The following is a 25,592-nucleotide window of genomic DNA, read 5'->3' on the forward strand; positions in this document are numbered from 1 at the left end:
GCTTCAACAGCCAAATCGTCTTCTGTGATCCATCCGGCGGAAAGCCGCGCCTGGACGATCATGTTTTCAGCTTCTGCACGGGAAATCTCGAACTTCGAGAACAGGCCCTCGAACTTCTTTGTTTCGCCGTTCTTGCGTTCGCTCCAGCCCACCAGGTCGTCGGCGGCGCAGCCTGCGAAGTCTTCGATCGTCTTGATGCCGTCTTCGCCAAGCGCGACCATCATCTGCGAGGTCATGCCGTTGATCTCGCGCAGTTCGTCGGCAACGCCGAGTTCCTTACGCTTGGCATCTCTCTCTGCTTCGATCTTCTCGATATATTCACGAGCGCGGGTCTGGATTTCTTCAGCCGTATCGTCGTCGAAACCATCGATCGAGGCAATTTCGTCCAGCTCGACATAAGCCAGTTCCTCGACGGCGGCGAAGCCTTCCGAGGCCAGAACCTGACCGACCATTTCGTCGACGTCGAGGGCGTCCATGAACAGGTTGGTGCGTTCGTTGAATTCCTTCTGACGGCGCTCGGATTCTTCCGCTTCCGTCATGATGTCGATGTCCCAGCCGGTCAGCTGCGAGGCCAGGCGCACGTTCTGGCCGCGGCGACCGATGGCCAGCGACAGCTGCTCGTCCGGAACCACGACTTCGATGCGTTCTGCGTCTTCGTCGAGAACGACCTTAGCGACTTCAGCCGGCTGCAGGGCGTTGACGATGAAGGAAGCGGGATCCTGGCTCCACGGAATGATGTCGATCTTTTCACCCTGCAGTTCGCCGACGACGGCCTGGACGCGGGAACCGCGCATACCGACGCAAGCGCCGACCGGATCGATCGAGCTATCGTTCGAGATGACGGCGATCTTGGCGCGCGAACCCGGGTCACGGGCGCAGCTCTTGATCTCCAGCAGGCCCTGCTCGATCTCGGGCACTTCCTGGCGGAACAGCTCGATCATGAACTCGGGCGCGGAACGCGACAGGATGATGGGCGCGCCGCGCAGCGTCAGGTCCACTTCCATGATCATGGCCCGCACACGGTCGCCCGAGCGCAGGTTTTCCTTGGGGATCATCTCGCTGCGGCGCAGGCGCCCTTCGACGCGGCCGGACTCGACAATGATGTCGCCCTTGTCCATGCGCTTGACGGTGCCCACGAAGATCTTGTCGCCACGCGACATGAAGTCGTTGAGCAGCATCTCGCGCTCGGCATCGCGGATCTTCTGCAGGATGACCTGCTTGGCAGCCATCGCGCCGATGCGGCCGATCGGCACCGAATCCACCGCTTCCTCGATGTATTCATCGAGCTCGATGTCGGGCATTTCTTCCTTGGCCTCGAACAACAGGATTTCCTGCTCGGGCAGCTGCAGGCCGGCCTCGTCCGGAACGACGTGCCAGCGGCGGAAGGTCTCGTAGTTGCCCGTGTCGCGGTCGACGGCCACGCGGATGTCCACGTCGCCTTCGTACAGCTTCTTGGTCGCCTGGGCCAGGGCCGATTCAACTGCGCCAAACACAACATCTCTCTCGACGTTCTTCTCGCGCGAGATGGCTTCAACCAGCATCAACATTTCGCGGTTCATGTCACGACTCTCCTGTCTGCCTGGGCTGTCTGCCCTTGAAATCCACAATCGAAGCCAGCCGCGCTTCCTTGAGCTCGTCCAGCGTAAAACCCAGGGCCTGCAACGGTGCAGCCGCCCTCTTCTTGCTCACTTTCGCGCCCGGCTTGGCGACGGGCTCGTCGGCCCAGACGATCTGCCAGCCGCCGGCCTCGGTGCGCTCGAGCGTGCCGCGAAACTTCTTGCGGTTGGCAGACACCTGACCGGCGGCTGCCGCGCCCATCGGCGCCTTGAGCGTGACGTCGACCACCCGGCCGGCAAAACGCTCGAAATCCTTCTGTCCACGCAACGGCCGATCGATGCCCGGCGATGACACCTCGAGGCGTTTGTATTCAGTGCCCTCGACTTCCAGCGCAAACTGCAGCTGGCGCGTCACCTTTTCGCAGTCCTCGACATTGACAAGCTGCTCTTGCGCCGGATCCCAGGGCAGATCGATGGTGATGCGCAGCAGGCCGCCGGCGGAGCGCTCGATCTCCACCAGCTCATAGCCCAGCCCTGTCACGGTTTGTTCGACGATGTCCTGTAGCGCCACTGTCTGTCTTGGTCCCTGGATGAAAAGCGATCGACCAAAAAAAACGGGCGGTGATTACCCGCCCGTTTGGTCGTGAAGCAAGGATTGTACCTCGTAAAGCCTTGATTTGCAAGGGTTTAGCAGGTCTCCAATGCCTTTAATCGGCCACCTTGCTGCGCAGCATTTTCACCTGGGATCGCAGGCTCTTGCCCTCCAGCCGCCGCCTCTTGGAAGCCTTGGTGGGCTTGGTGGGCCGGCGCACCCTGGGCGGGACGGCGACGCTGTCGACCAGCTCCTGCAGCCGGCCCAGGGCCTCGGCCCGGTTCATGTCCTGGCTGCGGTGTTCCTGGGCCTTGATCACCAGCACGCCATCGCGGGTGATGCGCTGGTCCGGCAGGGCCAGCAGGCGGTCCTTGTGGTCCTGCGCCAGCGAGGAGCGCGGGATGTCAAAGCGCAGGTGGATGGCGCTGGAGACCTTGTTGACGTTCTGGCCGCCCGCCCCCTGGGCCCGCATGGCCGTGAGTTCGACCTCGTTTTCCGGGATGATGGTGGGGGATTTGCCGGTGGTCATTTTTTCAGGAAGCCGCCGCCACCAGGGCGCGGGTGTAGGGGTTTTGCGGCGCGTCCAGCACCTGGGCCACGCTGCCGGCCTCGAGCACGTCGCCGTCCTTCATGACCATCACATCGTGGGCCATGGCGCGGATCACATCCACGTCGTGGGTGATCAGCAGGTAGCTCAGGCCCTTGTCGCGCTGCAGGCCTTGCAGCAGCTTAAGCACCTGCTTCTGGATGGTCACGTCCAGGGCGCTGGTGGGTTCGTCCAGCACCAGCAGCTGCGGCCCGACGATCAGGGCCCGGGCGATGGCCAGGCGCTGGCGCTGACCGCCGGAGAACTCATGCGGGTAGCGTTGCAGCAGGCCGGGGAACTGGGCCTCGCCCAGGCCCACGTCGGCCAGGGCAGCCACCACCCGCTCCCGGCGCTGGGCCAGCGGCAGCTGCGGCTCGTGCACCAGCAGGCCCTCACCGACGATTTCTTCCACCGTCATGCGCGGCGACAGCGAGGAATAGGGATCCTGGAACACCACCTGGACCAGGCGGCGAATGGCCTTGTTGCCGGCTGCATCCGGGCCCCAGCGCCGGCCCATCACCTCAAGGCTGCCGCTGTACGGCACCAGGCCCAGGGCGGCCAGGGCCAGGGTCGATTTGCCAGAGCCGGATTCGCCCACCACGCCCAGGGTGCGGCCCGCAGCGATGGCAAAGCCGGCACCGCGCACGGCGGAAAAAGCACCCTTGCGGAACCAGCCGCGAAAGCCCGGCACGGGCACGGGATAGCTCACCGCCAGCTCGCTGGCTTGCATGACGGGGGCGCCCGCGGCCGGCGCCTCCACCAGCTCGCGCGTGGGCCGGCTGTCGATCAGCTTGCGGGTGTAGGCGTGCTGGGGGTCGGCGAAAACCGCGGCGACCGCGCCCTCCTCCACCAGGTGGCCGTTTTCCATCACCGCCACCCGGTCGGCGAACTTGCGCACCAGGTGCAGGTCGTGGGTGATGAGCAACACCGCCATGCCGGTCTGGCGCTGCAGGTCGGACAGCAGCTCCAGGATCTGCAGCCGCAGGGTGACGTCCAGGGCCGTGGTCGGCTCGTCGGCCAGCAACAGGCGCGGCCGGCAGGCCAGCGCCATGGCGATCATGGCGCGCTGGCGCTGGCCGCCCGAGAGCTGGTGCGGGAAGGCGCGGGCCCGGCGCTGCGGCTCGGGGATGCCGGTGGCCGCCAGGGCCTCGACGGCGCCGGCCCAGGCCTGGCTGCGCGACAGGCCCTGCTTGAGCTCCAGCACCTCGGCCACCTGGTCGCCCACGCTGAACAGCGGATTGAGCGCCGTCATCGGCTCCTGGAAGATCATGGCGATCTCGCTGCCGCGGACCCCGAGCAGCGCATGCTCTGAAATCGATAGCAGATCACGTCCATTTGACGGGGGCTGGAGGCCGGAAAGCACCGCAGAACCGCTGATCTGGGCGTTTTGCACCAGGCGCAGCAAGGCCAGGGCCGTCACCGTCTTGCCCGAGCCTGACTCGCCCACCAGGGCCAGCTTCTCGCCCGGCGCGATCGAGAAATCGATGCCATGCACCACCTCCTTGCCACCGAAGGCGACGCGCAGGCCGTGGACGTCGAGCAGGGGCGTGGTCATTTTTCGGCTTTCCGCGGGTCCAGCGCATCGCGCAAGGCATCGCCCATGAACGTCAGCAGCAGCAGGGTCACGACCAACACGACAAAGGTCGACAACGAGATCCACCATGCGTCGATATTGGCCTTGCCCTGGCTGAGCAGTTCGCCCAGCGAGGGCGTGCCCGGCGGCACGCCCAGGCCCAGGAAGTCCAGCGAGGTCAGGGCCAGGATGGCGGCGCTCATGCGAAACGGCAGGAAGGTGACGACCGGCGTCATGCTGTTGGGCAGGATGTGGCGCCACATGATGCGGCTGTTGCCCACACCCAGGGCCCGGGCGGCGCGCACATAGTCCATCTGGCGGTTGCGCAGGAACTCGGCCCGCACATAGTCCGACAGGCCCATCCAGCCGAACAGCGACAGCAGGACCAGCAACAAGGCGATACTGGGCGCAAAGATGGCGCTGAAGATGATCAGCAGGTAGAGCTCGGGCATCGCGCCCCAGATCTCGATGAAGCGCTGGAAGGCCAGGTCGGTCTTGCCACCGAAATAGCCCTGGATGGCGCCGGTGAGCACGCCCACCAGCACGCCGATGGCCGTCAGGGCCAGGCTGAACAGCACGCTGACCCGGAAGCCATAGAGCAGCTGGGCCAGCAGGTCACGGCCGCGGTCGTCCGTGCCCAGCAGGTTGGCGGACGAAGGTGCGGCCGGATTGGGTGTGGTGGTGAAGTAGTTCAGCGTCTTGGGGCCGTAGCGGTTGGCCGGGTACAGCGCCCAGTTACCGTCCTGCGCCAGCTTGTCCCGGATGAAGGGGTCGAGGTAGTCCGCGGGGGCGCGGAAGTCGCCGCCGAAAGTGGTCTCGGGGTAGTCCTTGGCGACCGGGAAGTAAAAGCTGCCCTCGTAGCGCACCACCAGCGGCCGGTCGTTGGACAGCAGCTCGGCAAACAGGCTGAGCACCACCATGGCGGCAAACAGCAGCAGGCTGCCAAAGCCCAGCCGGTTGCGCCGGAAGCGCTGCCAGGCCCGCCGGCCCGGGCTCACAGGGACGGGGACGGCGGCGTCAGTCAAACTTCACCCGCGGGTCGACAAGGACGTAGCAAAGGTCGGAGACCAGCTTGGTCACCAGGCCAAGCAGCGTGAACAGGTAGAGCGTGCCCAAGACGACCGGATAGTCGCGGCGGATCACGCTCTCGTAACTGAGCAGGCCCAGGCCATCGAGAGAGAACAGGGTCTCGATCAGCAGCGAGCCGGTGAAGAAGGCGCCGATGAAGGCCGCCGGAAAGCCGGTGATGATGGGAATCAGGGCGTTGCGCAACACGTGCTTCCACAGCACGCGCTTCTCGCTCAGGCCCTTGGCGCGCGCCGTCAGCACGTACTGCTTGCGGATCTCCTCCAGGAAAGCGTTCTTGGTCAGCATGGCGGTGACGGCGAAGCTGCCAAAGACCATGGCCGTGACAGGCAGCGCGATGTGCCAGAGGTAATCGGTGATGCGCGCGCCCCAGGCCAGCTGCTCCCAGTTGGCCGAGGTCAGGCCGCGCAGCGGGAACCACTGCAGCTGGCCGCCGAAGATCACCAGCAGGGCCACGCCCAGCACGAAGCCGGGGATGGCATAGCCCACCAGCACCAGCAGCGTGGTCACCAGGTCGAAGCGCGAGCCCGAGCGCACGGCCTTGGCCACGCCCAGGGGCACGGCCACCAGGTAGCTGATGAAGAATGTCCACAGGCCCAGGCTGATGGACACCGGCAGCTTTTCCTTGATCAGCGACCAGACGTCCTTGCCCTGGAAAAAGCTCTTGCCCAGGTCGAAGCGGGCGTACTGGCCCAGCATCTGGACGAAGCGCTCGTGGGCCGGCTTGTCGAAGCCGTACAAGGCCTTGATCTCCTGCACCTGGCGGGCGTCCAGCGTGCGCCGGCCCGAGGGGTTGCCGGAGATGCCGCCCTCCTTGGCCGTGAGTTGCGACAGCAGCTGCTCGGCCGGCCCACCCGGCACGAACTGGATCACCGCGAAGTTGATCAGCAGGACGCCCAGCAACGTGGGGATGATGAGCAGCAGGCGCCGCAGGATGTAGGCAGGCATGGTCTAGCGGGCCTCGGTCCACCACATGGTCAGCAACCAGGAGCCGGCCAGGATGTGCGAGGGCATGGCCGGCGGATGCTGCAGCGGCTTCTTGTGCACCAGAAAATACTGCTTGCCGTAGTACATGGGCACGACGTAGTGCTGGTGCAGCAGGTAGCGGTCCAGCGCTCGCGCGCCGGCGGCGATGGCGCGGCGGTCCGGGCTGCCGACGATCTGCTCGATCAGTTCGTCCAGCACCTCGTCGCCGATGCCGCTGAGGTTCTGGCTGCCCTTCTCGCTGGCCGACTTGGAACCGAAGTCGTCGTACAGCTCGTTGCCCGGGCTGGACGAGCCGCCCAGCATGTTGACCGCCATGTCGAAATCGAAATCGTCCTGGCGCTTCTTGATCAGGCTGGCATCGGCCAAGCGGTAGCGCAGCTCGATGCCCAGCTTGCCCAGGTTGCGCGCATAGGGTGCCAGCACAGTCTCGGAGCTGCGATCGACGATGTCGATCAGGATGACGAAGGGCTGGCCGGCCGCATTGCGAAGCGCGCCGTCGCGGAAGCTCCAGCCCGCTTCGCCCAGCAGCTGCTGGGCCTGCAGCAGGTTGCGCCGCAGCCCGTTGGGCGCGTCGGCCGTGGTCGCGGGCCGCGGCAGCGGCCCCTGGGTGCGTGCCAGGTACTGGGCCTTGGTCTGCAGGCGCTCCAACAAGGCCTGTTCGTCGGGCGTGACTGCGTCCTGCGCCATCAGGTCGTCGTTGTTCTGAAAGTAGCTCTGGGTGCGGGCCCGGCGCTGGTAGAAGATGCGCTGGTTGAGCCAGTCGAAGTCGAAGGCCAGGCCCAGGGCGCGCCGCACGCGGATGTCGCCAAACTGCGGCCGCCGCAGGTTGAGCACCAGGCCCTGCATGCCGGTGCTGCGCCGGTGCGAGATCTCCGACTTGACGATCTCGCCCGAGTCGAAGCGCCGGCCCTTGTACTTGCGCACCCAGGAGCTGATCGAGGTCTCTTCCAGCGCATCGAGCTCGCCGGCTTTGAGCCCCTCTTCCTCGCCCAAGCGGTCGCGGAAGTACTGGTATGACACCTCGCCGAAATTGAACATGCCCTTGCGGGACGGCAGATCGTTGGCCCAGTAGTCGGCGCGCCGCTTGTAGGTGATGAATTTGCCGAAACTGAGCTTGTCGATCGCGTAGGGGCCGCTGGCAATGGGCTGCTCGCTGTCGAACTGGTCGATGGTCCGACCCTTGCTCCAGGCGCGCGAGAACACCGGCAGCTGGCCCAGGATCATGTGCAGCTCGGAGTTGCGGCGCTTGAAGTCAAAGCGCAGCACCCGCTCGCTGACCACCACCGCCTCCTTCACGTCGACCCAGTAGGAGCGGAAGGTCGGCGCCGCCTGCTTGCTCATGAGCATGTCGAAGCTGTGCTTCACATCCTGCGCCAACACCGGATCGCCGTTGGAAAAACGCGCCTTGGGGTTGAGCCGGAACGTCACGCTCAGCTTGTCGTCGGCCAATTGCACGTCCTCGGCCAGCAGGCCGTAACGCGAGAAAGGCTCGTCCTCGCTGGGTGCGGTGAGCGAGTCGAAGACCAGGCCGTACTCGGCAAAGATGAAGCCGTTGGAGCTGCGCCCCATGCCCACGGCCACCTGGCCCTTGAGGGTGAAGGGGTTGAGCTTGTCGAAGCTGCCGCTGGCCGAGAGCACCAGACGGCCGCCCTTGGGCGCATCGGGATTGACGTAGTCGAAATGCGTGAAGCCGGCCGGGTACTTGGGCGCATAGCCCATGCCCAGGCCATGCGCCGCCCAGGACGGCATCGCCAGCACGCAAGCCAACAAAATCAACAAACCCCGCATGCGACAATTCTGCACAGTTTTTCTACAAGAGAGCGCTATGGGATTCCTGACTGGCAAAAAACTCCTGATCACCGGTGTGTTGTCGAACCGCTCCATCGCCTATGGCATCGCCAAATCCTGCCATGCCCAGGGCGCCGAACTGGCCTTCAGCTACGTCGGCGAACGCTTCAAGGAGCGCATCACCGAGTTCGCCGCCGACTTCGGCTCCAAGCTGGTGTTCGACTGCGACGTGGGCGACGACGCCCAGATCGACAAGCTGTTCACCGACCTGTCGGCCACCTGGCCCAGGTTCGACGGCTTTGTCCATGCCATCGGCTTTGCCCCGCGCGAGGCCATCGCCGGCGACTTCCTCGAAGGCATCTCGCGCGAGGCCTTTCGCATCGCCCACGACATCAGCGCCTACAGCTTCCCGGCCATGGCCAAGGCCGCCCTGCCCTACCTGAACGACAAGTCGGCCCTGCTGACCCTGACCTACCTGGGTGCGCTGCGCACCGTGCCCAACTACAACACCATGGGCCTGGCCAAGGCCTCGCTGGAAGCCTCGGTGCGCTACCTGGCCGAGTCGCTCGGACCCAAGGGCATCCGCGTCAACGGCATCAGCGCCGGCCCGATCAAGACGCTGGCGGCCAGCGGCATCAAGGGCTTCGGCAAGATCCTGTCGGTGGTGGCCGAGGCCTCGCCGATCCGCCGCAACGTGACCATCGAGGACGTGGGCAACGTGGCGGCCTTCATGCTGTCGGACCTGGCCGGCGGCGTCAGCGCCGAGATCACCTACGTGGACGGCGGCTTCAGCCACGTGGTCGGCGGCATCGCCGAGCCCGCAGCCGGCTGAGCGCCTGGCTGGAGGCAAAATCGGCCTCCAGCGCCCGTCAAACAAGCCTCCCGCGCTATCGAAGAGATAGCGCTTGGGGTGGCTTGCCGGATCAGATGGTGCGGCCGAAGGGCCCGTCGTTGCCGACCTGGACCACGTCTTCCACGCGCGAGACCACCTGCGACTCAGGCATGGTCTTGCCCTGGGCCACGCAGTCGGCGTAGTAGCTGACCTTGCCGTCCTCGTCCTGGATCTCGACCAGGCCGTGGATGTCGGTCTCGAAGCCCGGGCACTTGGCGTTGAATTCGCGCGAGAACTTCAGGTAGTCGACGATCTTCTTGTTGAAGACCTCGCCCGGGATCAGCAGCGGGATGCCCGGCGGGTACGGCGTCACCAGCGAGGTGGTGATGCGCCCTTCCAGCTCGTCGATCGGCACCCGCTCGGTCTTGCGGTGGGCGATGTAGGCGAAGGCGTCGCTGGGCTTCATCGCCGGCGTCAGGTCCGACAGGTACATCTCGGTGGTCAGCCGGGCGATGTCGTACTTGGCATAGAGCTCGTGCACGAACTGGCACAGGTCGGCCAGGCCCATGCGCTCGTACTTCGGGTGCTGCTGGCAGAACTCCGGCAGGATCTTCCACATCGGCTGGTTCTTGGCGTAGTCGTCCTTGAACTGCTGCAGCGCCGTCAGCATGGTGTTCCAGCGGCCCTTGGTGATGCCGATGGTGAACATGATGAAGAAGCTGTACAGGCCGGTCTTCTCCACGATGATGCCGTGCTCGGCCAGGAACTTGGTGACGATGGAGGCCGGGATGCCGGTCTTGTCGAACTTGCCGTTCAGATTCATGCCCGGCGTGACGATGGTGGACTTGATCGGGTCCAGCATGTTGAAGCCCTCGGCCAGGTTGCCGAAGCCGTGCCATTTGGCCGTGCGTGCCTCGCCCTTGATGATCCAGTCGTCGGCGCGGCCGATGCCCTCTTCCACCAGCTTGTCCGGGCCCCAGACCTTGAACCACCAGTCCTTGCCGTATTCCTGGTCCACCTTGCGCATGGCGCGGCGAAAGTCCAGCGCCTCCAGGATGCTCTCTTCCACCAGGGCCGTGCCACCGGGCGGCTCCATCATGGCGGCGGCGACGTCGCAGCTGGCAATGATGGAGTACTGCGGGCTGGTCGAGGTGTGCATCAGGTAGGCCTCGTTGAACAGGTGGCGGTCGAGCTTCCTGTTCTGCGAGTCCTGCACCAGCACATGGCTGGCCTGGCTGATGCCGGCCAACAGCTTGTGGGTGGACTGGGTGGCAAAGGTCAGCGATTCCCTGGGGCGCACGCGCTTGCGGCCCATGGCGTGGTATTCGCCGTAGAAGGGGTGGAAGGCCGCGTGCGGCAGCCAGGCCTCGTCGAAATGCAAGGTGTCGACGTAGCCGTCAAGCATCTTCTTGATGGTCTCGGTGTTGTAGATGACGCCGTCGTATGTCGACTGGGTCAGCGTCATCACGCGCGGCTTGACCTTGTCTGCGTCCACGCCCTTGAGCAGCGGGTTGGCGCGGATCTTGGCCTTGATGGCGGCCGGCTCGAACTCGCTTTGCGGGATCGGGCCGATGATGCCGAAGTGGTTGCGCGTGGGCTTCATGAACACGGGGATGGCCCCGGTCATGATGATGGCGTGCAGGATGGACTTGTGGCAGTTGCGGTCGACCACCACCACGTCGTCCGGCGCCACCGTGTGGTGCCAGACCATCTTGTTGCTGGTGCTGGTGCCGTTGGTGACGAAAAAGCAGTGGTCGGCGTTGAAGATGCGCGCCGCATTGCGCTCGCTGGCCGCCACCGGGCCGGTGTGGTCCAGCAGTTGGCCCAGTTCCTCGACCGCGTTGCAGACGTCGGCGCGCAGCATGTTCTCACCGAAGAACTGGTGGAACATCTGGCCGATCGGGCTCTTGAGGAAGGCCACGCCGCCGGAGTGCCCCGGGCAGTGCCAGGAGTAGGAGCCGTCCTCGGCGTAGTCGAGCAAGGCCTTGAAGAACGGCGGCTGCACGCCCTCCAGGTAACTCTTGGCTTCGCGGATGATGTGGCGCGCCATGAACTCCGGCGTGTCCTCGAAAGCGTGGATGAAGCCGTGCAGCTCGCGCAGGATGTCGTTGGGGATGTGGCGCGAGGTCTTGGTCTCGCCATAGACGTAGATCGGCACCTCCAGGTTCTTGCGCCGCACCTCCTCGATGAACTTGCGCAGGTTCAGCACCGCCGGGTCGAGGTCGGGGCCGACGGTGAACTCCTCGTCGTCGATCGACAGGATGAAGGCGCTGGCGCGCGACTGCTGCTGGGCGAACTGCGAGAAGTCGCCGTAGCTGGTGACGCCAAGCACCTCGAAGCCCTCGCTCTCGATCGCCTGCGCCAGCGCACGGATGCCCAGGCCAGAGGAGTTTTCAGAGCGGTAGTCTTCGTCGATGATGACGATGGGGAAACGGAATTTCATCAGGGGGCCTCCAGCTGCGGGCCAAAAAGGGCAAAACAGGCGCGAAGTGTATGCAAATACCGTGGCCCATTGCTTGCAGCCGGATGAATTGGCTCAAAATGTCGTGCATCGAACACAAACCCAAGGGCACATGGCGGAATCGACCATCTGGTGGCTTGCAACGGGCCTGGCCGTTGCCGTGGAGCTCGTCACCGGCACCTTCTACCTGCTGATGCTGGCGATCGGCCTGGCGGCCGCGGCCGTGGCGGCCCACCTGGGCGCCTCGCTGACCGTGCAGGTCACGGTCGCCGCGGTGATCGGCGGCGGCGCGGTGCTGGCCTGCCACCTGGTGCGCAGCCGCCGGCCCAAGTCGGCGCCGGCGCAATCGAATCGCAACGTCAACCTGGACATCGGCGAATCGGTGCAGGTCGATGCCTGGAATGCCGACGGCACGGCCACGGTCAAGTACCGCGGTGCGGCCTGGACCGTCGTACCCGCGCCGGGCTCGGCCCAGGACGCCGGCATGCACCGGGTGCGCGAAGTGGTGGGCAACCGCCTGGTCGTCGAGAGAATCTGATCCCCCAACGGAGCAAGCATGGAAATCGCACTCGTCCTGTTCGTCATCGCCGTCATCTTCGGCTTCCGCTCCATCAAGGTCGTGCCGCAGCAGAACGCCTGGGTGGTCGAGCGCCTGGGCAAGTACCACGCGGCCCTGACGCCGGGCCTGAACTTCCTCGTGCCCTTTGTCGACCGCGTCGCCTACAAGCACAGCCTCAAGGAAATCCCGCTGGATGTGCCCAGCCAGGTCTGCATCACGCGCGACAACACCCAGCTGCAGGTCGACGGCATCCTGTACTTCCAGGTGACCGATCCCATGCGCGCCAGCTACGGCTCGTCCAACTACATCGTGGCCGTGACCCAGCTGGCCCAGACGTCGCTGCGCAGCGTGATCGGCAAGCTGGAGCTGGACAAGACCTTCGAGGAGCGCGACATCATCAACGCCCAGGTCGTGCAGGCCATCGACGAGGCGGCCCTGAACTGGGGCGTGAAAGTGCTGCGCTACGAGATCAAGGACCTGACGCCGCCCAAGGAGATCCTGCACGCCATGCAGTCGCAGATCACGGCCGAACGCGAGAAGCGCGCCCTGATCGCCGCCTCCGAAGGCCGGCGCCAGGAGCAGATCAACATCGCCACCGGCGAGCGCGAGGCCTTCATCGCCCGCTCCGAGGGCGAGAAGCAGTCCATCATCAACAACGCCCAGGGCGAGGCAGCTTCCATCACCGCCGTGGCCAACGCCACGGCCGAGGCGATTGAGCGCATCGCCGCCGCCATCCGCCAGCCCGGCGGCGAACAGGCCGTGCAGCTCAAAGTGGCGGAAAAAGCGGTCGAGGCCTATAGCAAGGTGGCGGCGGATGCCACCACCACGCTGATCGTGCCCAACAACATGACCGAGGTGTCGGGCCTGATCGCCTCGGCCATGAAGATGGTGCAAGCCGGCAAGGCCTGACGCCCCCGCCCCGCGCGGGGCCATTCCAAGCACACCGTGTCCCAAGTCACCGATCCCCGTGCCCCTCCCAGCGACCTGCTGCTGAAGGTCACCCCGCCGCGCGTGCCGCGGCACCTGGTCGCGCGCCCCATGCTGGCGGCCGACCACCCGCAGTTCCGCGACCGCGCCGTGGTACTGGTGCAGGCCCCGCCGGGCTTTGGCAAGACCTCGCTGCTGGCGCAATGGCGGCTCGACCACCTGGCCCGCGGCGGGGCGGTGGCCTGGCTGACGGCGCAGACGCAGGACGACGGGTCGCGCTTCGTCCAGGCGCTGGCGCTGGCCGTGCGCAGCGGCGCCGGCCGTCCCACCTTCGGCCATGCGCTGCTGGAAGCGCCGCCGCCCGGTGGCCTGGAAGGCATCACGGCCTGGCTGGCGGAACTGGCGCACAGCGCCCGCGACATCGTGCTGATCGTCGACGAGGCCGACCGGCTGTCGGAGGAGCCGCGGGCCGCCCTGGCCTACCTGCTGCGCAACGCGCCGCCCAACCTGCGCTGCGTTGTGGGCGCCCGGTCTGACTGGCGGCTCGACGTCGACGACCTGGTGGCCTATGGCCAGTGCGTGGTGATCGGCGCCAACCACCTGCGCTTCGGCGTGGGCGAAACCCTGGCCTTGATGCGCGAGCGCTTCGGCGCCGACGCCAATCCCGACGAGGCCGCCCGCCTGTACGAAATGACCGAAGGCTGGCCGCTGGGCCTGCAGCTGGCCCTGTCGGTGATGGGCAGCGCGGACGGCAGCGCACAGGTTCCCCGCCTGGACCTGCACGGCGGCGCGCTGCGCACGCAGTTCGTCGGCCGCCTGCTGGGCAACCTCGATCCTGCCGACCTGCACTTTCTCACCCTGGTCTCGGCGGCCGACCCGCTGCATCCCGGCCTGTGCCGTGCCATCGCCGACGCCCAGGATGCGCCGCAGCGACTGGCCCGGCTGCAGCGCGACACGCCCATCCTGGTGGCCGGCGAGCACAGCGAATGGATGCGCATGCACGCCCTGGCACGCGAGGCGCTGCGCCGCCATTTCGACGCCCTGCCGGCCGCGCAACAGGCCGGCGTGCACAGCCGCGCGGCCCAGTGGCTGGCGGGACAGGGACTGCTCGACGGGGCCGCGGTCCACGCCCTGGAAGCGGGCGAGCCGCAGCGCGCCTACGAACTGGCCGAACGCAGCCTGTACGAGTCGCTCATGACACGCGGCCGCCAGGGCGCTGTGCTGGAGTGGCTTGCCCGCCTGCCGCCGGAGGAACTGGACCGGCGGCCTCGCCTGCTGCTGGCCGCGGCGTGGTCGCTGGCGCTGGGCGAGCGCAACGACGAGGCCCAGCGCATGGTGGCACGGCTGCTGGCGCAGCCCGGTGTCGACGACAGCCTGCGCTGCGAATGCGCGCTGGTGCTGGGCGGCGCGGCGATCTTCGCCGATGAGCCGGACCGCTTCGCCGGCCTGCACGATCCCTGGGCCGAGGCGCCGCCACTGAAAGATCCTCTGCTGCTGCAGATCCATGCCAACCGCATGGCCTTCCGCGCCCTGCTCGATGGCGAACCCGCGCTGGCACGCTTGCGCCAGCAGGCTGGTCCCGGCGGTGGCGACGGTCCCGGCGCTGGCTACCTGCAGCGCTGGCGCGACCTGATCATTGGCCTGAGCTACCTCTGGGAAGGCCAAGTGACGCTGGCCGAACAGCTGCTGCGGCCGGTGCTGGCCCGCACCGAAGCCGACCTGGGCCGCCGCAATCCCGTCGCCTGCATGCTGGCCGCCCTGCAGGCGGCGGCGCTGTGGGAGCGCGGCGACCCGCACGAGGCCGAGGCAGTGCTGGCCAACAGGCTGGACGTGCTCGAGCGCAGCGGCCTGCCCGAGTGCGTGCTGCTGGGCTACCGCACCCTGGCGCGCATCGCCACCAGCGCGGGCGCCGAAAACCGCGCTCTGGAACTGCTGGGCGCTCTGGAAGCCGTCGGCACGGCGCGCCAGCTGCCCCGGCTGCGGATCGCCAGCCTGGCCGAGCAGGTGCGGCTGCACGCGCGCAGCTTCCGCGGCGACACCTGCCGCGCGCTGCTGCAGCAGATCGACGAGCTGCTGCGCAGTCCGGACCTGCCCAGCGGCCCCTTGTGGGAGCGCGGCGTGCGGCCGCTGCAACTGGCAGCGCAAAGCTATGCAGCCATCGCCGCCCGGGACTGGCGCGGCGCCCTGGAGCCGCTGGCACGCGCCGACGAGGCAGCCGTGCAGCTCAAACAGGGCCGCCTGCACATCGAGCTGCAAGCCCTGCGGGCGCTGGCCTTGCACCACTGCGGCGAGCGCGCCGAGCCCCTGCTGCGCGAGGCCAGCGAGCTGGCGCAAAGCCACGGCCTGCGCCAGGTGCTGGCTGATGCCCACCCGGCCCTGGCCCAATGGCTGGATCTGGCGCAAGCCGGCGCGGCGGCCGAGCGGCCCCCGCAAGCGCCCGCCCGCGCCGAAGCGGCGCGCCCGCGCGCCCTGCCCAGCATGGCGCTGACGCCCAAGGAACGTGAAGTGCTGGAACTGGTGGCGCGCAACCTGTCCAACAAGGAGATCGGCCGCGCCCTGCAGGTGGGCGAGGAAACGATCAAGTGGCACATGAAAAATCTGCTGGCCAAGCTCGATGCCGGCACCCGCAAGGAGGTGGTGGCGCGGGCCCGCATCTTCGGGCTGCTGTCCGACGCCAACTGAGCGGGCGTGCCCCCCCTGCGAGAGGGGGTTGGGCAGGGGGGCAGGTGTTTAGCCTTGGATCTCCAAGGAGGCACCCGGCCCATGACAATCCAGGAGACAAGCCAAGCCCTGGCCCCCGCAGTGGGGGCGGCACAATCGTTCGAGGGCGCGATCCGCGTCCGGCCCCTGACCTGCGCCATCGGCGCGGAACTGGGCAACGTCGACCTCGGCGCCGCCTCGCGCGACCCTGCCCTGGTGGCCCAGATCCGCGCCCTGCTGCTGCAGCACAAGGTCCTGTTCTTTCGCGACCAGGGCATGAGCCGGGCCGAGCACGTGGCTTTTGCCCGCCATTTCGGCGAGCTGGAAGACCATCCGGTGGCGGGCAGCGACCCGGAGCACCCGGGCCTGGTGCGCATCTACAAGTCGCCGGACGCGCCCGCCGACCGCTACGAGAACGCCTGGCACACCGACGCCACCTGGCGCCAGCGGCCGCCCTTCGGCGCCGTCCTGCGCTGCGTCGAGTGCCCACCGGTGGGCGGCGACACGACCTGGGCCAACATGGCGCTGGCCTACGAAAAGCTGCCCCAGCAGGTCAAGGACCAGATCGCGCCGCTGCGTGCCCGCCACAGCATCGAGGCCAGTTTCGGCGCCGCCATGCCGGCCGACAAGCGCCTGGGCCTGCACGCCCAGTTCCCCGACGCCGAGCACCCGGTGGTGCGCACCCATCCCGAGACGGGCGAAAAAATCCTGTTCGTCAACGCCTTCACCACCCATTTCACCAACTTCCACACGCCGGCCAACGTGCGCTACGGCCAGGACTACACCCACGGCGGCTCGGACCTGCTGCGCTACCTGATCAGCCAGGCCCACATCCCCGAGTTCCAGGTCCGCTGGCGCTGGCAGCCCAACGACGTCGCCATGTGGGACAACCGCTCCACCCAGCACTACGCCGTCATGGACTACCCGCCCTGCCACCGCAAGATGGAGCGCGCCGGGATCATCGGCGACGCCACTTTCTGAAACCGACCACCCTCCCTCAGAGAAATAGCACTCCACCATGAACTACCTCGACGGTTCGCTGTATCCCGAAAACCAGCAGCCCCTGATCATCACGGCTGCGCCGTACGCGCCGGCGTGGGTGCCCTCCGACTTTCCCGAGGACATCCCGGTCACGATGGACCAGCAGGTCCAGAAGGCGGTGGATTGCTACAACGCTGGCGCCACCGTGCTGCACCTGCACGTGCGAGAGCTCGATGGCAAGGGCAGCAAGCGCCTGTCCAAGTTCAATGAGCTGATCGCCGGCGTGCGCAAGGCCGTTCCCGAGATGGTCATCCAGGTCGGCGGCTCGATCAGTTTCGCCCCCGAAAACGAAGGCGCGGCCGCCAAGTGGCTCTCCGACGACACACGCCACATGCTGGCCGAGCTCGACCCCAAGCCCGACCAGGTCACGGTGACGATCAACACCTCGCAGATGAATGTCGTCGAGCACTGGGACGACGCGGACACCAGGGGGACCTCGATGGAAGACCCCGCGATCTACAACGCCTACAAGGAAATGACCGTGCCGGCGCAGCCGGGCTGGGCCGAGGAGCACATCCGCCGCCTGAGCGCAGCCGGCATCCAGAGCGCCTTCCAGTGCTACAACATCAACAGCTTCGAGTCCGTCGAGCGCCTCATCCGCCGCGGCATCTACAAGGGCCCGCTGGTCATGAACTGGGTGGCGATCGGCGGCGGCATGGACGTGCCGAGCATCTACAGCCTGGCCAACTTCGTGCGTGCCACGCCGGACGGCGCGGTGCTGACGGTGGAAAGCACGATGCGCAACGTGCTGCCGGTCAACATGATGGGCATCGCCATGGGCCTGCACGTGCGCTGCGGCATCGAGGACAACATCTGGAACCAGTCGCGCACCGAGAAGATGTCCACGGTCAAGCAGGTCGAGCAGCTGGTGCGCATGTCGCGTGAATTCGGCCGCGAAATCGCCACCGGCAAGCAGGCGCGCGAGATCTCCAAGATCGGCGTGTTCTACGACACGGTCGAGGAAACCCTGGCCGCCAACGGCTTCGCCCCCAACGCCCAGGGACGCCAGCAGGGTTTCCTGCGCAAGGCCGCCTGAGATGTCCATCGAGCCCACGGTCCTGATCGTCCCCGGCCTGCGCGACCATGTGCCGGAGCACTGGCAGACCGTGCTCGCCGCCCGCCTGCCGCGGGTGCGTACGGTGGCGCCCATGGGCCGCGAGAACCTCGATCTCGCTGGCCGCGTTGCCGCCATTGAGCGCGAGGCGCAGGCCGTCGGCGCTCCCATCGTGATCGTCGCGCACAGCGCCGGCACCATCTCGGTGGCGCACTGGGCCCGCACAACGCGCCTGCGCGTGGCAGGCGCCCTGCTGGCCACACCGCCGGACTTCGAGCGCCCCCTACCCGAGGGCTATCCCAGCCTGGCGCAGTTGCAGGCCCATGGCTGGCTGCCCGTGCCGCGCACCGCCCTGCCCTTCCCCAGCATCGTGGCGGCCAGCCGCAACGACCCTCTGGCCGGCTACGACCGGGTGGCGGACCTGGCCAGCGACTGGGGCAGCGCCCTGGTCGACCTGGGCGAGGTGGGCCACCTCAATCCCGCTTCCGGTTTCGGCCCCTGGCGCCGTGCCGAAAGCCTGCTCAAGCACCTGATCACCGGCGTCGCCGCCGTCTGACGCGCGCCGCGCGCCTGTTCCCCTGGAGAGTCCCCATGTCCCACGCCATTCGTCTGACCCAAACCGGCGGCCCCGAAGTCCTGGAGTACCAGGCCGTCACCGTCGGTGAGCCCGGCCCCGGCGAGGCCCGCGTGCGCCACACCTATGTCGCCGTCAATTTCATCGACATCTATTTCCGCACCGGGCGCTACCCGATGCCCCTGCCCAATGGCCTGGGCTCGGACGCCGTCGGCGTGGTGGAAGCGATCGGTCCCGGGGTCACCGAGGTCAAGCCGGGCGACCGCGTCGGCTACCTGCTGGGGCCGCAAGGCGCCTACAGCGACCTGCGCGTGATGCCCGCCGGCGTGTTGATCCCCTTGCCGGACCATGTCTCCGACAGCACAGCGGCGACATTGATGATGAAGGGCATGACGGCGCAGTACCTGTTCCGCCAGGTCTATCCCTTGCAGGGCGGCGAGACCATCCTGTACCACGCGGCCGCAGGTGGCGTTGGTCTGATCGCCTGCCAGTGGGCCAAGGCGCTGGGCGTGCGCATGATCGGCACCGTCAGCACCGACGCCAAGGCGGAGATCGCGCGGGCCAACGGCTGCGCCGAAGTGATCGTGACCTCGCGCGAGGACATCGCCGCGCGGGTGCGCGAACTGACCGACGGCAAGGGCGTGCCTGTGGTGTACGACTCGGTGGGCAAGGACACCTTGCAGGCCTCGCTGGACAGCCTGCAGGTGCGCGGCAGCCTGGTGAGCAACGGCACCTCGTCCGGGCCGGTGGTGATCGACACCATGCAGCTGGCCATGAAGGGGTCGATCTGGGTCACGCGGCCGGCCATGGTGCATTACGCGACGCCGCGCGCCAACATGCTGGCCATGGCCGAGGAGCTGTTCGACCTGGTGGGCAGCGGCGATATCCGCAGCGAGCCCAGCCGCACCTACGAGCTGGCCCATGCCGCCGAAGCACACCGCGTGCTCGAGTCGCGCCAAAGCACCGGTTCCATCGTCCTGGTGCCCTGAAAACTGCTTCCTCTTCCAGGCAGATTCCTCCCATGCAAACCCCTTCTTCCGCAGCCGCGCCCGCAACAGCCGACGGCTACCTGTTCGGCCGCGGGCCGGCCTGGTTCGCATTTGCGATGTCGCTCGCGCTCATGGTGGTGGACTACGTCGACCGCCAGATCGTGGTCTCGCTGTTCCCCTTCATCAAACGCGAATGGGGCCTGTCCGACACCCAGCTGGGCAGCCTGGTGTCGGTGGTGTCGCTGACCGTGGGTCTGGGCTCGCTGCCGGTGGCGCTGTTCGCCGACCGCGTCAGCCGGGTCAAGTGCATCGCCGCCATGGCAGCGCTGTGGAGCCTGGCCACGATCTCGTGCATGTGGACGCGCAATTTCACCCAGCTTCTGGCGGCGCGCGCCCTGGTCGGCGTGGGCGAGGCCGGCTACGGCTCGGTCGGCGCCGCCGTGATCGCCAGCCACTTCCCGGTGCGCATGCGCGGGGCATTGCTGGCGGGCTTTTTCGCCGCCGCCTCGGTCGGTTCGGTGCTGGGCGTGATGCTGGGCGGCGCCATTGCCGCGCGCTGGGGCTGGCAGGCCGCCTTCGGCGTGCTGGGCCTGCCCGGTCTGGTGCTGGCCCTGGTCTACCTCAAGGTGCGCGACTACCCGACCGTGCAGCTGACACCGGTGCTCGACCGCGCCACGCGCAGCCCGGGCGAGGTCGCGCTGCACATCGTCCGTGCCCTGGCGCGCTCGCCCACCATGCTGTGGGTCTGCATCGGTGGTGCGGCCCAGCTGGTGGTGGTGTCGGCCGTCTGGTCCTGGCTGCCCAGCTTCCTGAACCGGGTACACGGCCTGGCGCCCGAGCGGGCTGCGGTCGTGGCCGCCCTGGTCGTGCTGGGCGGCGCCGCAGGCAGCGTGCTGTGGGGCGCCGTGGTGGACCGCGCCGGCAAGCGGCGGCCGGCCCGCAAGCTGCACGCGATGGCGGTGTTGTGCCTGCTGTCGCTGGCGCTGCTGGTGGCCGCCTTCGGGGTGCACAGCTGGCTTCCGGCGGCGCCATCCTGGCTGCAGCTGGCCCTGGTCGCCGCCGGCGGCTTCGTCATGACCTGCACGGTCGGCCCGGTCTCGGCCGTGGTGATCGACGTCGTCCATCCGGGCGTGCGTGCCACCGGCGCCTCCGTGCTGGCCCTGTTCCAGAACCTGTTCGGCCTGGCCCTGGGGCCGGTGGTCGCCGGCCTGCTGTCCGACGCCTTCGGCCTGGAAGCGGCGCTCACGGCCGTGCCGCTGTTTTCCCTGCCTGCGGCCCTGGCCATGGTGCTGGCGGCGCGCACTTACCAGGACGATGCCGAACGCGCCAGCGCGCCGCCGCAGGCGCCCGTCAACCCCGCCGCGCAGCCGGCCACGGCCCCCTGACAAGACAAGGACAATCGAGATGAACGCATCCATGATGCAGCAGCCGCTGCTGGTCTCCTCCCTGCTGATCCACGCCGAGCGCCACCACGGCGAGCAGGAAGTGGTGTCGCGCCGGGTCGAAGGCGACATCCACCGCTATACCTACCGCGACCTCGCGGCGCGCTCGCGCCAGCTGGCCAACGCCCTGCAGGCGCTGGGCGTGGGCTTTGGCGAGCGGGTGGCCACGCTGGCCTGGAACGGCCACCGCCACATGGAGCTGTACTACGCCGTCTCCGGCTCGGGCTCGGTGCTGCACACGCTCAACCCTCGGCTGCACCCCGACCAGGTGGTGTGGATCGCCGAACATGCGCAGGACCAGGTGCTGTTCTTCGACCTGAGCTTTCTGCCCCTGGTCGAGGCCGTGGCCCACCGGCTGCCCGGCGTCAAGGCCTTCGTCGCCATGACCGGCCGCGCCCACATGCCGGCCAAGGCCGACATCCCCAACCTGCTGTGCTACGAGGAGCTGGTGGCCGCCCAACCCGACACGTTCGCCTGGCCGCTGTTCGACGAGAACAGCGCCAGCTCGCTGTGCTACACCTCGGGCACCACGGGCAACCCCAAGGGCGCGCTCTACAGCCACCGCTCCACGGTGCTGCATTGCTACGCCAGCGCCCTACCCGATGCGCTGAACGTGTCGGCGCGCGAGGTCATCCTGCCGGTGGTGCCCATGTTCCACGTCAATGCCTGGGGCCTGCCCTACGCGGCCTGCATGGTCGGCGCCAAGCTGGTGCTGCCCGGGCCCTTCCTGGACGGCAAGAACCTGTATGAGCTGTTCGAGCGCGAAGGCGTGACCCTGTCCGCCGGCGTCCCCACCGTGTGGCAGGGCCTGCTGGCCCACGTGGAAACCAACGGCCTGAAGTTCTCCAGCATGCGCCGCACCATCATCGGCGGCTCGGCCTGCCCGCCGGCCATGATGCGCGCCTTCCAGGAGCGCTATGAGGTGAGCGTGCTCCATGCCTGGGGCATGACCGAGTTGAGCCCACTGGGCACGGCCTGCGTGCTCAAAGCCTCGCAGGAAAAGCTGCCGGCCGAGCAGCGCCTGGCGATCCAGGCCAAACAGGGCCGTGCCGTGTTCGGCGTCGACATGAAGATTGTCGATGAGCAGGGCCAGACCTTGCCGCATGACGGCAAGGCCGCTGGCGAACTGCTGGTGCGCGGCCCCTGGGTGATCGCCAGCTACTTCAAGGGCGACGGCGGCGATCCCCTGGTCGACGGCTGGTTCCCCACCGGCGACGTGGCCACCATCGACGCCGACGGCTTCATGCAGATCACCGACCGCAGCAAGGACGTGATCAAGTCCGGCGGCGAGTGGATAGGCTCGATCGACCTGGAGAACATCGCGATGGCCCACCCGGCGGTGGCGCTGGCCGCCTGCATCGCCGCTTCGCATCCGAAATGGGACGAACGGCCGCTGCTGGTGGTGGTACGCAAAGCCGGCGCCGAGGTGACGCGCGAACAGCTGCTGGCCTTCTACGACGGCAAGATCGCGCGCTGGTGGACCCCCGACGACGTGGCCTTCGTCGACGCCATCCCGCTGGGCGCCACCGGCAAGGTCCAGAAGAACAGGCTGCGCGAGATCTTCCGCGAGCACCGCCTGCCCACCGCCTGAGCATGCTGGCGGCCCTCCCCCTGCCGGCCTGGGCCGGCCAGCTGCGCCTGCTCGCGCCCGGCCTGCTGGCCAGCGCCGTCGTGGCCACGGCCGCGACCTTTCTGTCCCAGCACTACGGCGCGCCGGTGATGCTGTTCGCGCTGCTGCTGGGCATGGCCATGGCCTTTCTGTCCACCGACGGCCCCTGCCGCCCCGGCATCGAGTTCGCCGCCCGCCAGGTGCTGCGCGTGGGCATCGCCCTGCTCGGCCTGCGCATCACCCTGGCCCAGGTCGTGGCGCTGGGCTGGGGCCCGCTGGGCCTGGTCCTGCTGTCGGTGGTACTGACCATTGCCGTGTCCATCGTGGCAGCCCGCGCCATGGGCTTCCAACGTCTGTTCGGCCTGTTGACCGGCGGCGCCACTGCCATCTGTGGCGCATCGGCGGCCTTGGCCCTGTCGGCGGCCTTGCCGGCGCATCCGCAGAAGGACCGCGCCACGCTGTTCACCGTGATCGGCGTGTCGGCCCTGTCGACGCTGGCCATGGTGGCCTATCCGATGCTGGTGCGCGCCCTGGACCTGGACGAGCGCACGGCGGGCCTGTTCCTGGGCGTCACCATCCACGACGTCGCCCAGGTCGTGGGCGCGGGCTACAGCTTGTCGACCGAGACCGGCGACACCGCCACCCTGGTCAAGCTGCTGCGGGTGGCGATGCTGCTGCCGGTGATCGTGCTGGCCACCGTGTTCACGCGCCAGGCCGGTGCTGCCGGCGGCGGCGAACGGCCGCCATTGCTGCCCTGGTTCGCGGTGGCTTTCGCGCTGCTGGTGGGGGTCAACAGCACAGGCTGGCTGCCCGTCAGCCTGGCAAGCACGGGCACGGACGTCTCGCGCTGGTGCCTGGTGGTGGCCATCGCCGCCATCGGCATGAAAACCCATTTGAAGGAACTTGTGACGGTCGGCATCAAGCCGGTTGTCCTGATGGTGGGCGAGACCGTGTTTCTCGCTCTTCTGGCCTTGCTGCTGTTGCGGTGGCTTGGCTAATGCACACTGGACCCAAGGAGACCGCCATGAACCCATCCCATCTGTCCCGCCGCACCCTGCTGGCCGGCGCCGCGCTGGCGCTGACTGGTGTCGGCGCGCAGGCCCAGACCTGGCCGGCCAAGCCGATCCGTATCGTCGTGGCCGGGCCCGCTGGCGCCAACGCCGACATCATCGCCCGCACGGTGGCCGACGGCCTGAGCCGCGAACTGGGCCAGCCCGTGATCGTCGATCCCAAGCCGGGCGCTGCCGGCGCGATCGCCACCGCCGAACTGCTGCAGGCGCCGCGCGACGGCTACACCTTCATGGTCGGCGTCAATTCGCTGGTCAGCGAGATCCCGCACATCGTCAAGCTGCGCTGGGACATGGCCAAGGAACTGCGTCCGGTGGCCGAACTGGCGCGCGGCGGCCTGGTGCTGGTGGGCAACCCGGGCTTTCCTGCCAAGGACCTCAAAGAGCTGGTGGCCCATGCCAAGGCCCATCCGGGCAAGGTCAATTACGCCTCCTACAGCGCCGGCACGCTGTCGCACGTGCTGGGCCTGGCGCTGAACCAGGCGGCCGGCATCCATCTCGAACACGTGGCCTACAAGGGCTCGACGCCGGCGCTGGCCGACGTGATGGGCAACCACGTGCCGCTGATGTTCGACGCCGTCCCGACCTCGCTGCCGCTGATCCGCAGCGGCAAGCTCAAGGCCTTTGCCGTCAGCACGCCGCGCCGCACGCCGTTGCTGCCGGACGTCCCGACCTTCGCCGAGCTGGGCTACCCCACGCTGGAAGCCCTGGCCTGGATGGGCCTGTGGTCCACGCCCGATGCGCCGGCCGCGGTCCAGGAGCGCGTTCGCGCTGCCACGCTCAAGGTGCTGGCCGATCCGGCCCTGCGCCAGCGCATGCAGGACACCGGCTTCGACGTTGGCCAGCCGCGCACGCCGCAAGAGATGGAAGCCGGCCTGAAGGCCGACTACGAGCGGGTCGGCGCGATGTTGAAGGCGATCAACTTCAAGCCTGAATAACGGCTTACTTGCCGTCGAACCAGGCCTTCCACTGGGGAACAGCAGTCGCGAATGTGCCGCGGTGGTCGGTCGCACCGGTGGAAATGGCCTCGACCTGGGGATTCCCCGCGCCCATTCCCTGGGCATAGGTCTGCGCAATGCGGCCGACGCCCGTGGTGACGCCCTCGTCGCGTTCGCCGTAGAAGTTGCGCACCGGCGAGCGAACCACCCAGCGATAGGCTTCGGTCGTGCCAATGAGCTTGCCGTACGGCGAGTTGCTGAAGAACTTCGGATCGAGGTACTCCGGGCGCACCAGCTTGCGCAGCTCCGGGATGGCCGCGGCGTCGAACGGCTGCCGTTGGTAGGCCTTGAGCGATGCTTCGTAGTACGGGTCGGCCAGCACCGAGCGTGCCAGCCCTGGCATGCCGTGGTAGTTCTCGAAGGCGAACGCCGTGAGGATGACGATGCTGTTGAGCCAGGGTGCATCGGTCGGTCGCGGAAAGCTGAGCGCGCCGGCGAGCAGCGCGAACATGTCGAGCGGCGCGGCGGCAGTGGCAGTAGCGCGCACGGGCAGGTCGATGGCCTCAAGCTTCTGGAGGAAGGCCATGGCCACGAATCCCCCCTGCGACCAACCGGACAGGAACAGCTTGTCGCTGGCGAGCTTCATGTGGTCGAGCACACTGCGGCTGGCCATGAGCATGTCGTGGCTGGCCTGCTGGTGGCTGCCTTTGACCATGTAGCCCTCCGGTGCCGTCGACGTTCCGAGCCCGAAGTAGTCGGCGCCGATCAGGACATAGCCCTGCCCCGCGAACTGGGCGATCATCAGCTGCGTCTCGGGCGACTGCTCGGGAAAGGACGGGACTTGTTGCCGGCCGTACACGGTGCCGTGCTGGTAAGACACCATGGGGAATGTCGGGCCGCCCGTTTCAGGAATCGCCAGCAGGCCAGAAGCGGTGATCGGCCGGTTGGCCTGTTCAGGCACGACCGAGCCATAGCTGACCCGGTAGAGCCGCACCGCATTGCGCGCCGGCGTGTAGTCGACCTTGACACCGAAAAGCTTGGGCGTATCAGTTTGCAGGATGGTGTTGAGCCGGTCGACGTCCCAACGCGCCAGAAATTGGTAGGAGACGCCGGAACTCACCCGCACAGGCGGCTCGCTTTGGGCGGAAGCGGGCGACGCGAACGTTGCCAGCAAGGCACCGAGCAGCACGAACGTGCGAACGAGATGGATCATTCCGGCTCCTATCCTCTA

The 25,592-nt window shown here is 67.6% G+C and carries 21 protein-coding genes; 12 read left to right on the top strand and 9 right to left on the bottom strand.

The genetic code is table 11. The features are described from left to right. The 7 genes from nusA to Q0632_RS07225 all read right to left on the bottom strand — a co-directional run. On the bottom strand, window positions 1-1,559 hold a 1,559-nt coding region (gene nusA, locus Q0632_RS07195), incomplete at its 3' end, for a transcription termination factor NusA (RefSeq protein ID WP_298926432.1). 1 nt (window position 1,560) lies between these two features. Beyond that, the gene (gene rimP / locus Q0632_RS07200; RefSeq protein ID WP_298926435.1) at window positions 1,561-2,127 is read right to left on the bottom strand and encodes a ribosome maturation factor RimP; all 567 of its coding nucleotides are present in this window, start codon (window positions 2,125-2,127) and stop codon (window positions 1,561-1,563) included. A gap of 136 nt (window positions 2,128-2,263) precedes the next feature. After that, window positions 2,264-2,677 carry an alternative ribosome rescue aminoacyl-tRNA hydrolase ArfB gene (gene arfB / locus Q0632_RS07205; RefSeq protein WP_298926438.1) on the bottom strand — a complete coding sequence of 138 codons (414 nt, stop codon included), beginning with the start codon at window positions 2,675-2,677 and terminating at the stop codon, window positions 2,264-2,266. A 4-nt stretch (window positions 2,678-2,681) separates the two neighbouring features. Then, window positions 2,682-4,289: an ABC transporter ATP-binding protein gene (locus Q0632_RS07210; protein WP_298926440.1), complete on the bottom strand. Its 1,608-nt coding sequence runs from the start codon at window positions 4,287-4,289 to the stop codon at window positions 2,682-2,684. Beyond that, entirely contained in the window at window positions 4,286-5,332 is a 1,047-nt protein-coding gene (locus Q0632_RS07215) for an ABC transporter permease (RefSeq protein WP_298926442.1), read from the bottom strand. The genes Q0632_RS07210 and Q0632_RS07215 overlap by 4 nt, the downstream gene beginning before the upstream one ends. Next, a complete protein-coding gene (locus tag Q0632_RS07220; protein ID WP_298926444.1) occupies window positions 5,325-6,341 on the bottom strand; it encodes a microcin C ABC transporter permease YejB in 1,017 nt (338 codons plus the stop codon). The genes Q0632_RS07215 and Q0632_RS07220 overlap by 8 nt, the downstream gene beginning before the upstream one ends. A 3-nt stretch (window positions 6,342-6,344) precedes the next feature. Continuing rightward, entirely contained in the window at window positions 6,345-8,168 is a 1,824-nt protein-coding gene (locus Q0632_RS07225; RefSeq protein WP_298926447.1) for an extracellular solute-binding protein, read from the bottom strand. 37 nt (window positions 8,169-8,205) lie between these two features. On the opposite strand from Q0632_RS07225, the gene fabI reads away from it, so the two are divergent. After that, on the top strand, window positions 8,206-9,000 hold the full coding sequence (gene fabI / locus Q0632_RS07230; protein ID WP_298926450.1) for an enoyl-ACP reductase FabI: 795 nt from the start codon (window positions 8,206-8,208) through the stop codon (window positions 8,998-9,000). A gap of 91 nt (window positions 9,001-9,091) precedes the next feature. Here the strand turns inward: fabI and Q0632_RS07235 are convergent, their stop codons facing one another. Beyond that, window positions 9,092-11,443: an arginine/lysine/ornithine decarboxylase gene (locus Q0632_RS07235; protein ID WP_298926453.1), complete on the bottom strand. Its 2,352-nt coding sequence runs from the start codon at window positions 11,441-11,443 to the stop codon at window positions 9,092-9,094. 130 nt (window positions 11,444-11,573) lie between these two features. On the opposite strand from Q0632_RS07235, the gene Q0632_RS07240 reads away from it, so the two are divergent. The 11 genes from Q0632_RS07240 to Q0632_RS07290 all read left to right on the top strand — a co-directional run bounded on the left by Q0632_RS07240 (window position 11,574) and on the right by Q0632_RS07290 (window position 24,361). Continuing rightward, window positions 11,574-11,999 carry an NfeD family protein gene (locus Q0632_RS07240; RefSeq protein ID WP_298926456.1) on the top strand — a complete coding sequence of 142 codons (426 nt, stop codon included), beginning with the start codon at window positions 11,574-11,576 and terminating at the stop codon, window positions 11,997-11,999. Window positions 12,000-12,017: 18 nt separating this feature from the next. After that, the gene (locus Q0632_RS07245) at window positions 12,018-12,929 is read left to right on the top strand and encodes a stomatin-like protein (protein WP_298926459.1); all 912 of its coding nucleotides are present in this window, start codon (window positions 12,018-12,020) and stop codon (window positions 12,927-12,929) included. 36 nt (window positions 12,930-12,965) lie between these two features. Beyond that, complete coding sequence (locus tag Q0632_RS07250) at window positions 12,966-15,629, top strand: LuxR C-terminal-related transcriptional regulator (RefSeq protein WP_298926462.1); 2,664 nt, start codon at window positions 12,966-12,968, stop codon at window positions 15,627-15,629. A gap of 150 nt (window positions 15,630-15,779) precedes the next feature. Then, window positions 15,780-16,628, top strand: coding sequence for a TauD/TfdA family dioxygenase (locus Q0632_RS07255; RefSeq protein WP_298926503.1), 849 nt, complete (start codon window positions 15,780-15,782; stop codon window positions 16,626-16,628). 37 nt (window positions 16,629-16,665) lie between these two features. Next, entirely contained in the window at window positions 16,666-17,724 is a 1,059-nt protein-coding gene (locus Q0632_RS07260) for a 3-keto-5-aminohexanoate cleavage protein (protein WP_298926465.1), read from the top strand. 1 nt (window position 17,725) lies between these two features. Further along, window positions 17,726-18,298 carry an alpha/beta hydrolase gene (locus tag Q0632_RS07265; protein ID WP_298926468.1) on the top strand — a complete coding sequence of 191 codons (573 nt, stop codon included), beginning with the start codon at window positions 17,726-17,728 and terminating at the stop codon, window positions 18,296-18,298. Between the two features lie 35 nt (window positions 18,299-18,333). Then, window positions 18,334-19,305, top strand: a complete 972-nt coding sequence (locus Q0632_RS07270) for a quinone oxidoreductase (protein ID WP_298926471.1) — start codon at window positions 18,334-18,336, stop codon at window positions 19,303-19,305. Window positions 19,306-19,337: 32 nt separating this feature from the next. After that, the gene (locus Q0632_RS07275) at window positions 19,338-20,690 is read left to right on the top strand and encodes an MFS transporter (RefSeq protein WP_298926474.1); all 1,353 of its coding nucleotides are present in this window, start codon (window positions 19,338-19,340) and stop codon (window positions 20,688-20,690) included. A gap of 19 nt (window positions 20,691-20,709) precedes the next feature. After that, window positions 20,710-22,338, top strand: a complete 1,629-nt coding sequence (locus Q0632_RS07280; RefSeq protein WP_298926477.1) for a 3-(methylthio)propionyl-CoA ligase — start codon at window positions 20,710-20,712, stop codon at window positions 22,336-22,338. A gap of 2 nt (window positions 22,339-22,340) precedes the next feature. Continuing rightward, complete coding sequence (locus Q0632_RS07285; protein ID WP_298926480.1) at window positions 22,341-23,354, top strand: putative sulfate exporter family transporter; 1,014 nt, start codon at window positions 22,341-22,343, stop codon at window positions 23,352-23,354. A 26-nt stretch (window positions 23,355-23,380) separates the two neighbouring features. Further along, entirely contained in the window at window positions 23,381-24,361 is a 981-nt protein-coding gene (locus tag Q0632_RS07290) for a tripartite tricarboxylate transporter substrate binding protein (protein ID WP_298926483.1), read from the top strand. 4 nt (window positions 24,362-24,365) lie between these two features. Here the strand turns inward: Q0632_RS07290 and Q0632_RS07295 are convergent, their stop codons facing one another. Next, complete coding sequence (locus Q0632_RS07295; protein ID WP_298926485.1) at window positions 24,366-25,574, bottom strand: alpha/beta hydrolase; 1,209 nt, start codon at window positions 25,572-25,574, stop codon at window positions 24,366-24,368. Between the last annotated feature and the right edge of the window lie 18 nt (window positions 25,575-25,592).

Origin of the sequence: uncultured Ramlibacter sp. (assembly GCF_936925435.1) — a bacterium.
Taxonomy (GTDB): Bacteria; Pseudomonadota; Gammaproteobacteria; order Burkholderiales; family Burkholderiaceae_C; genus Ramlibacter.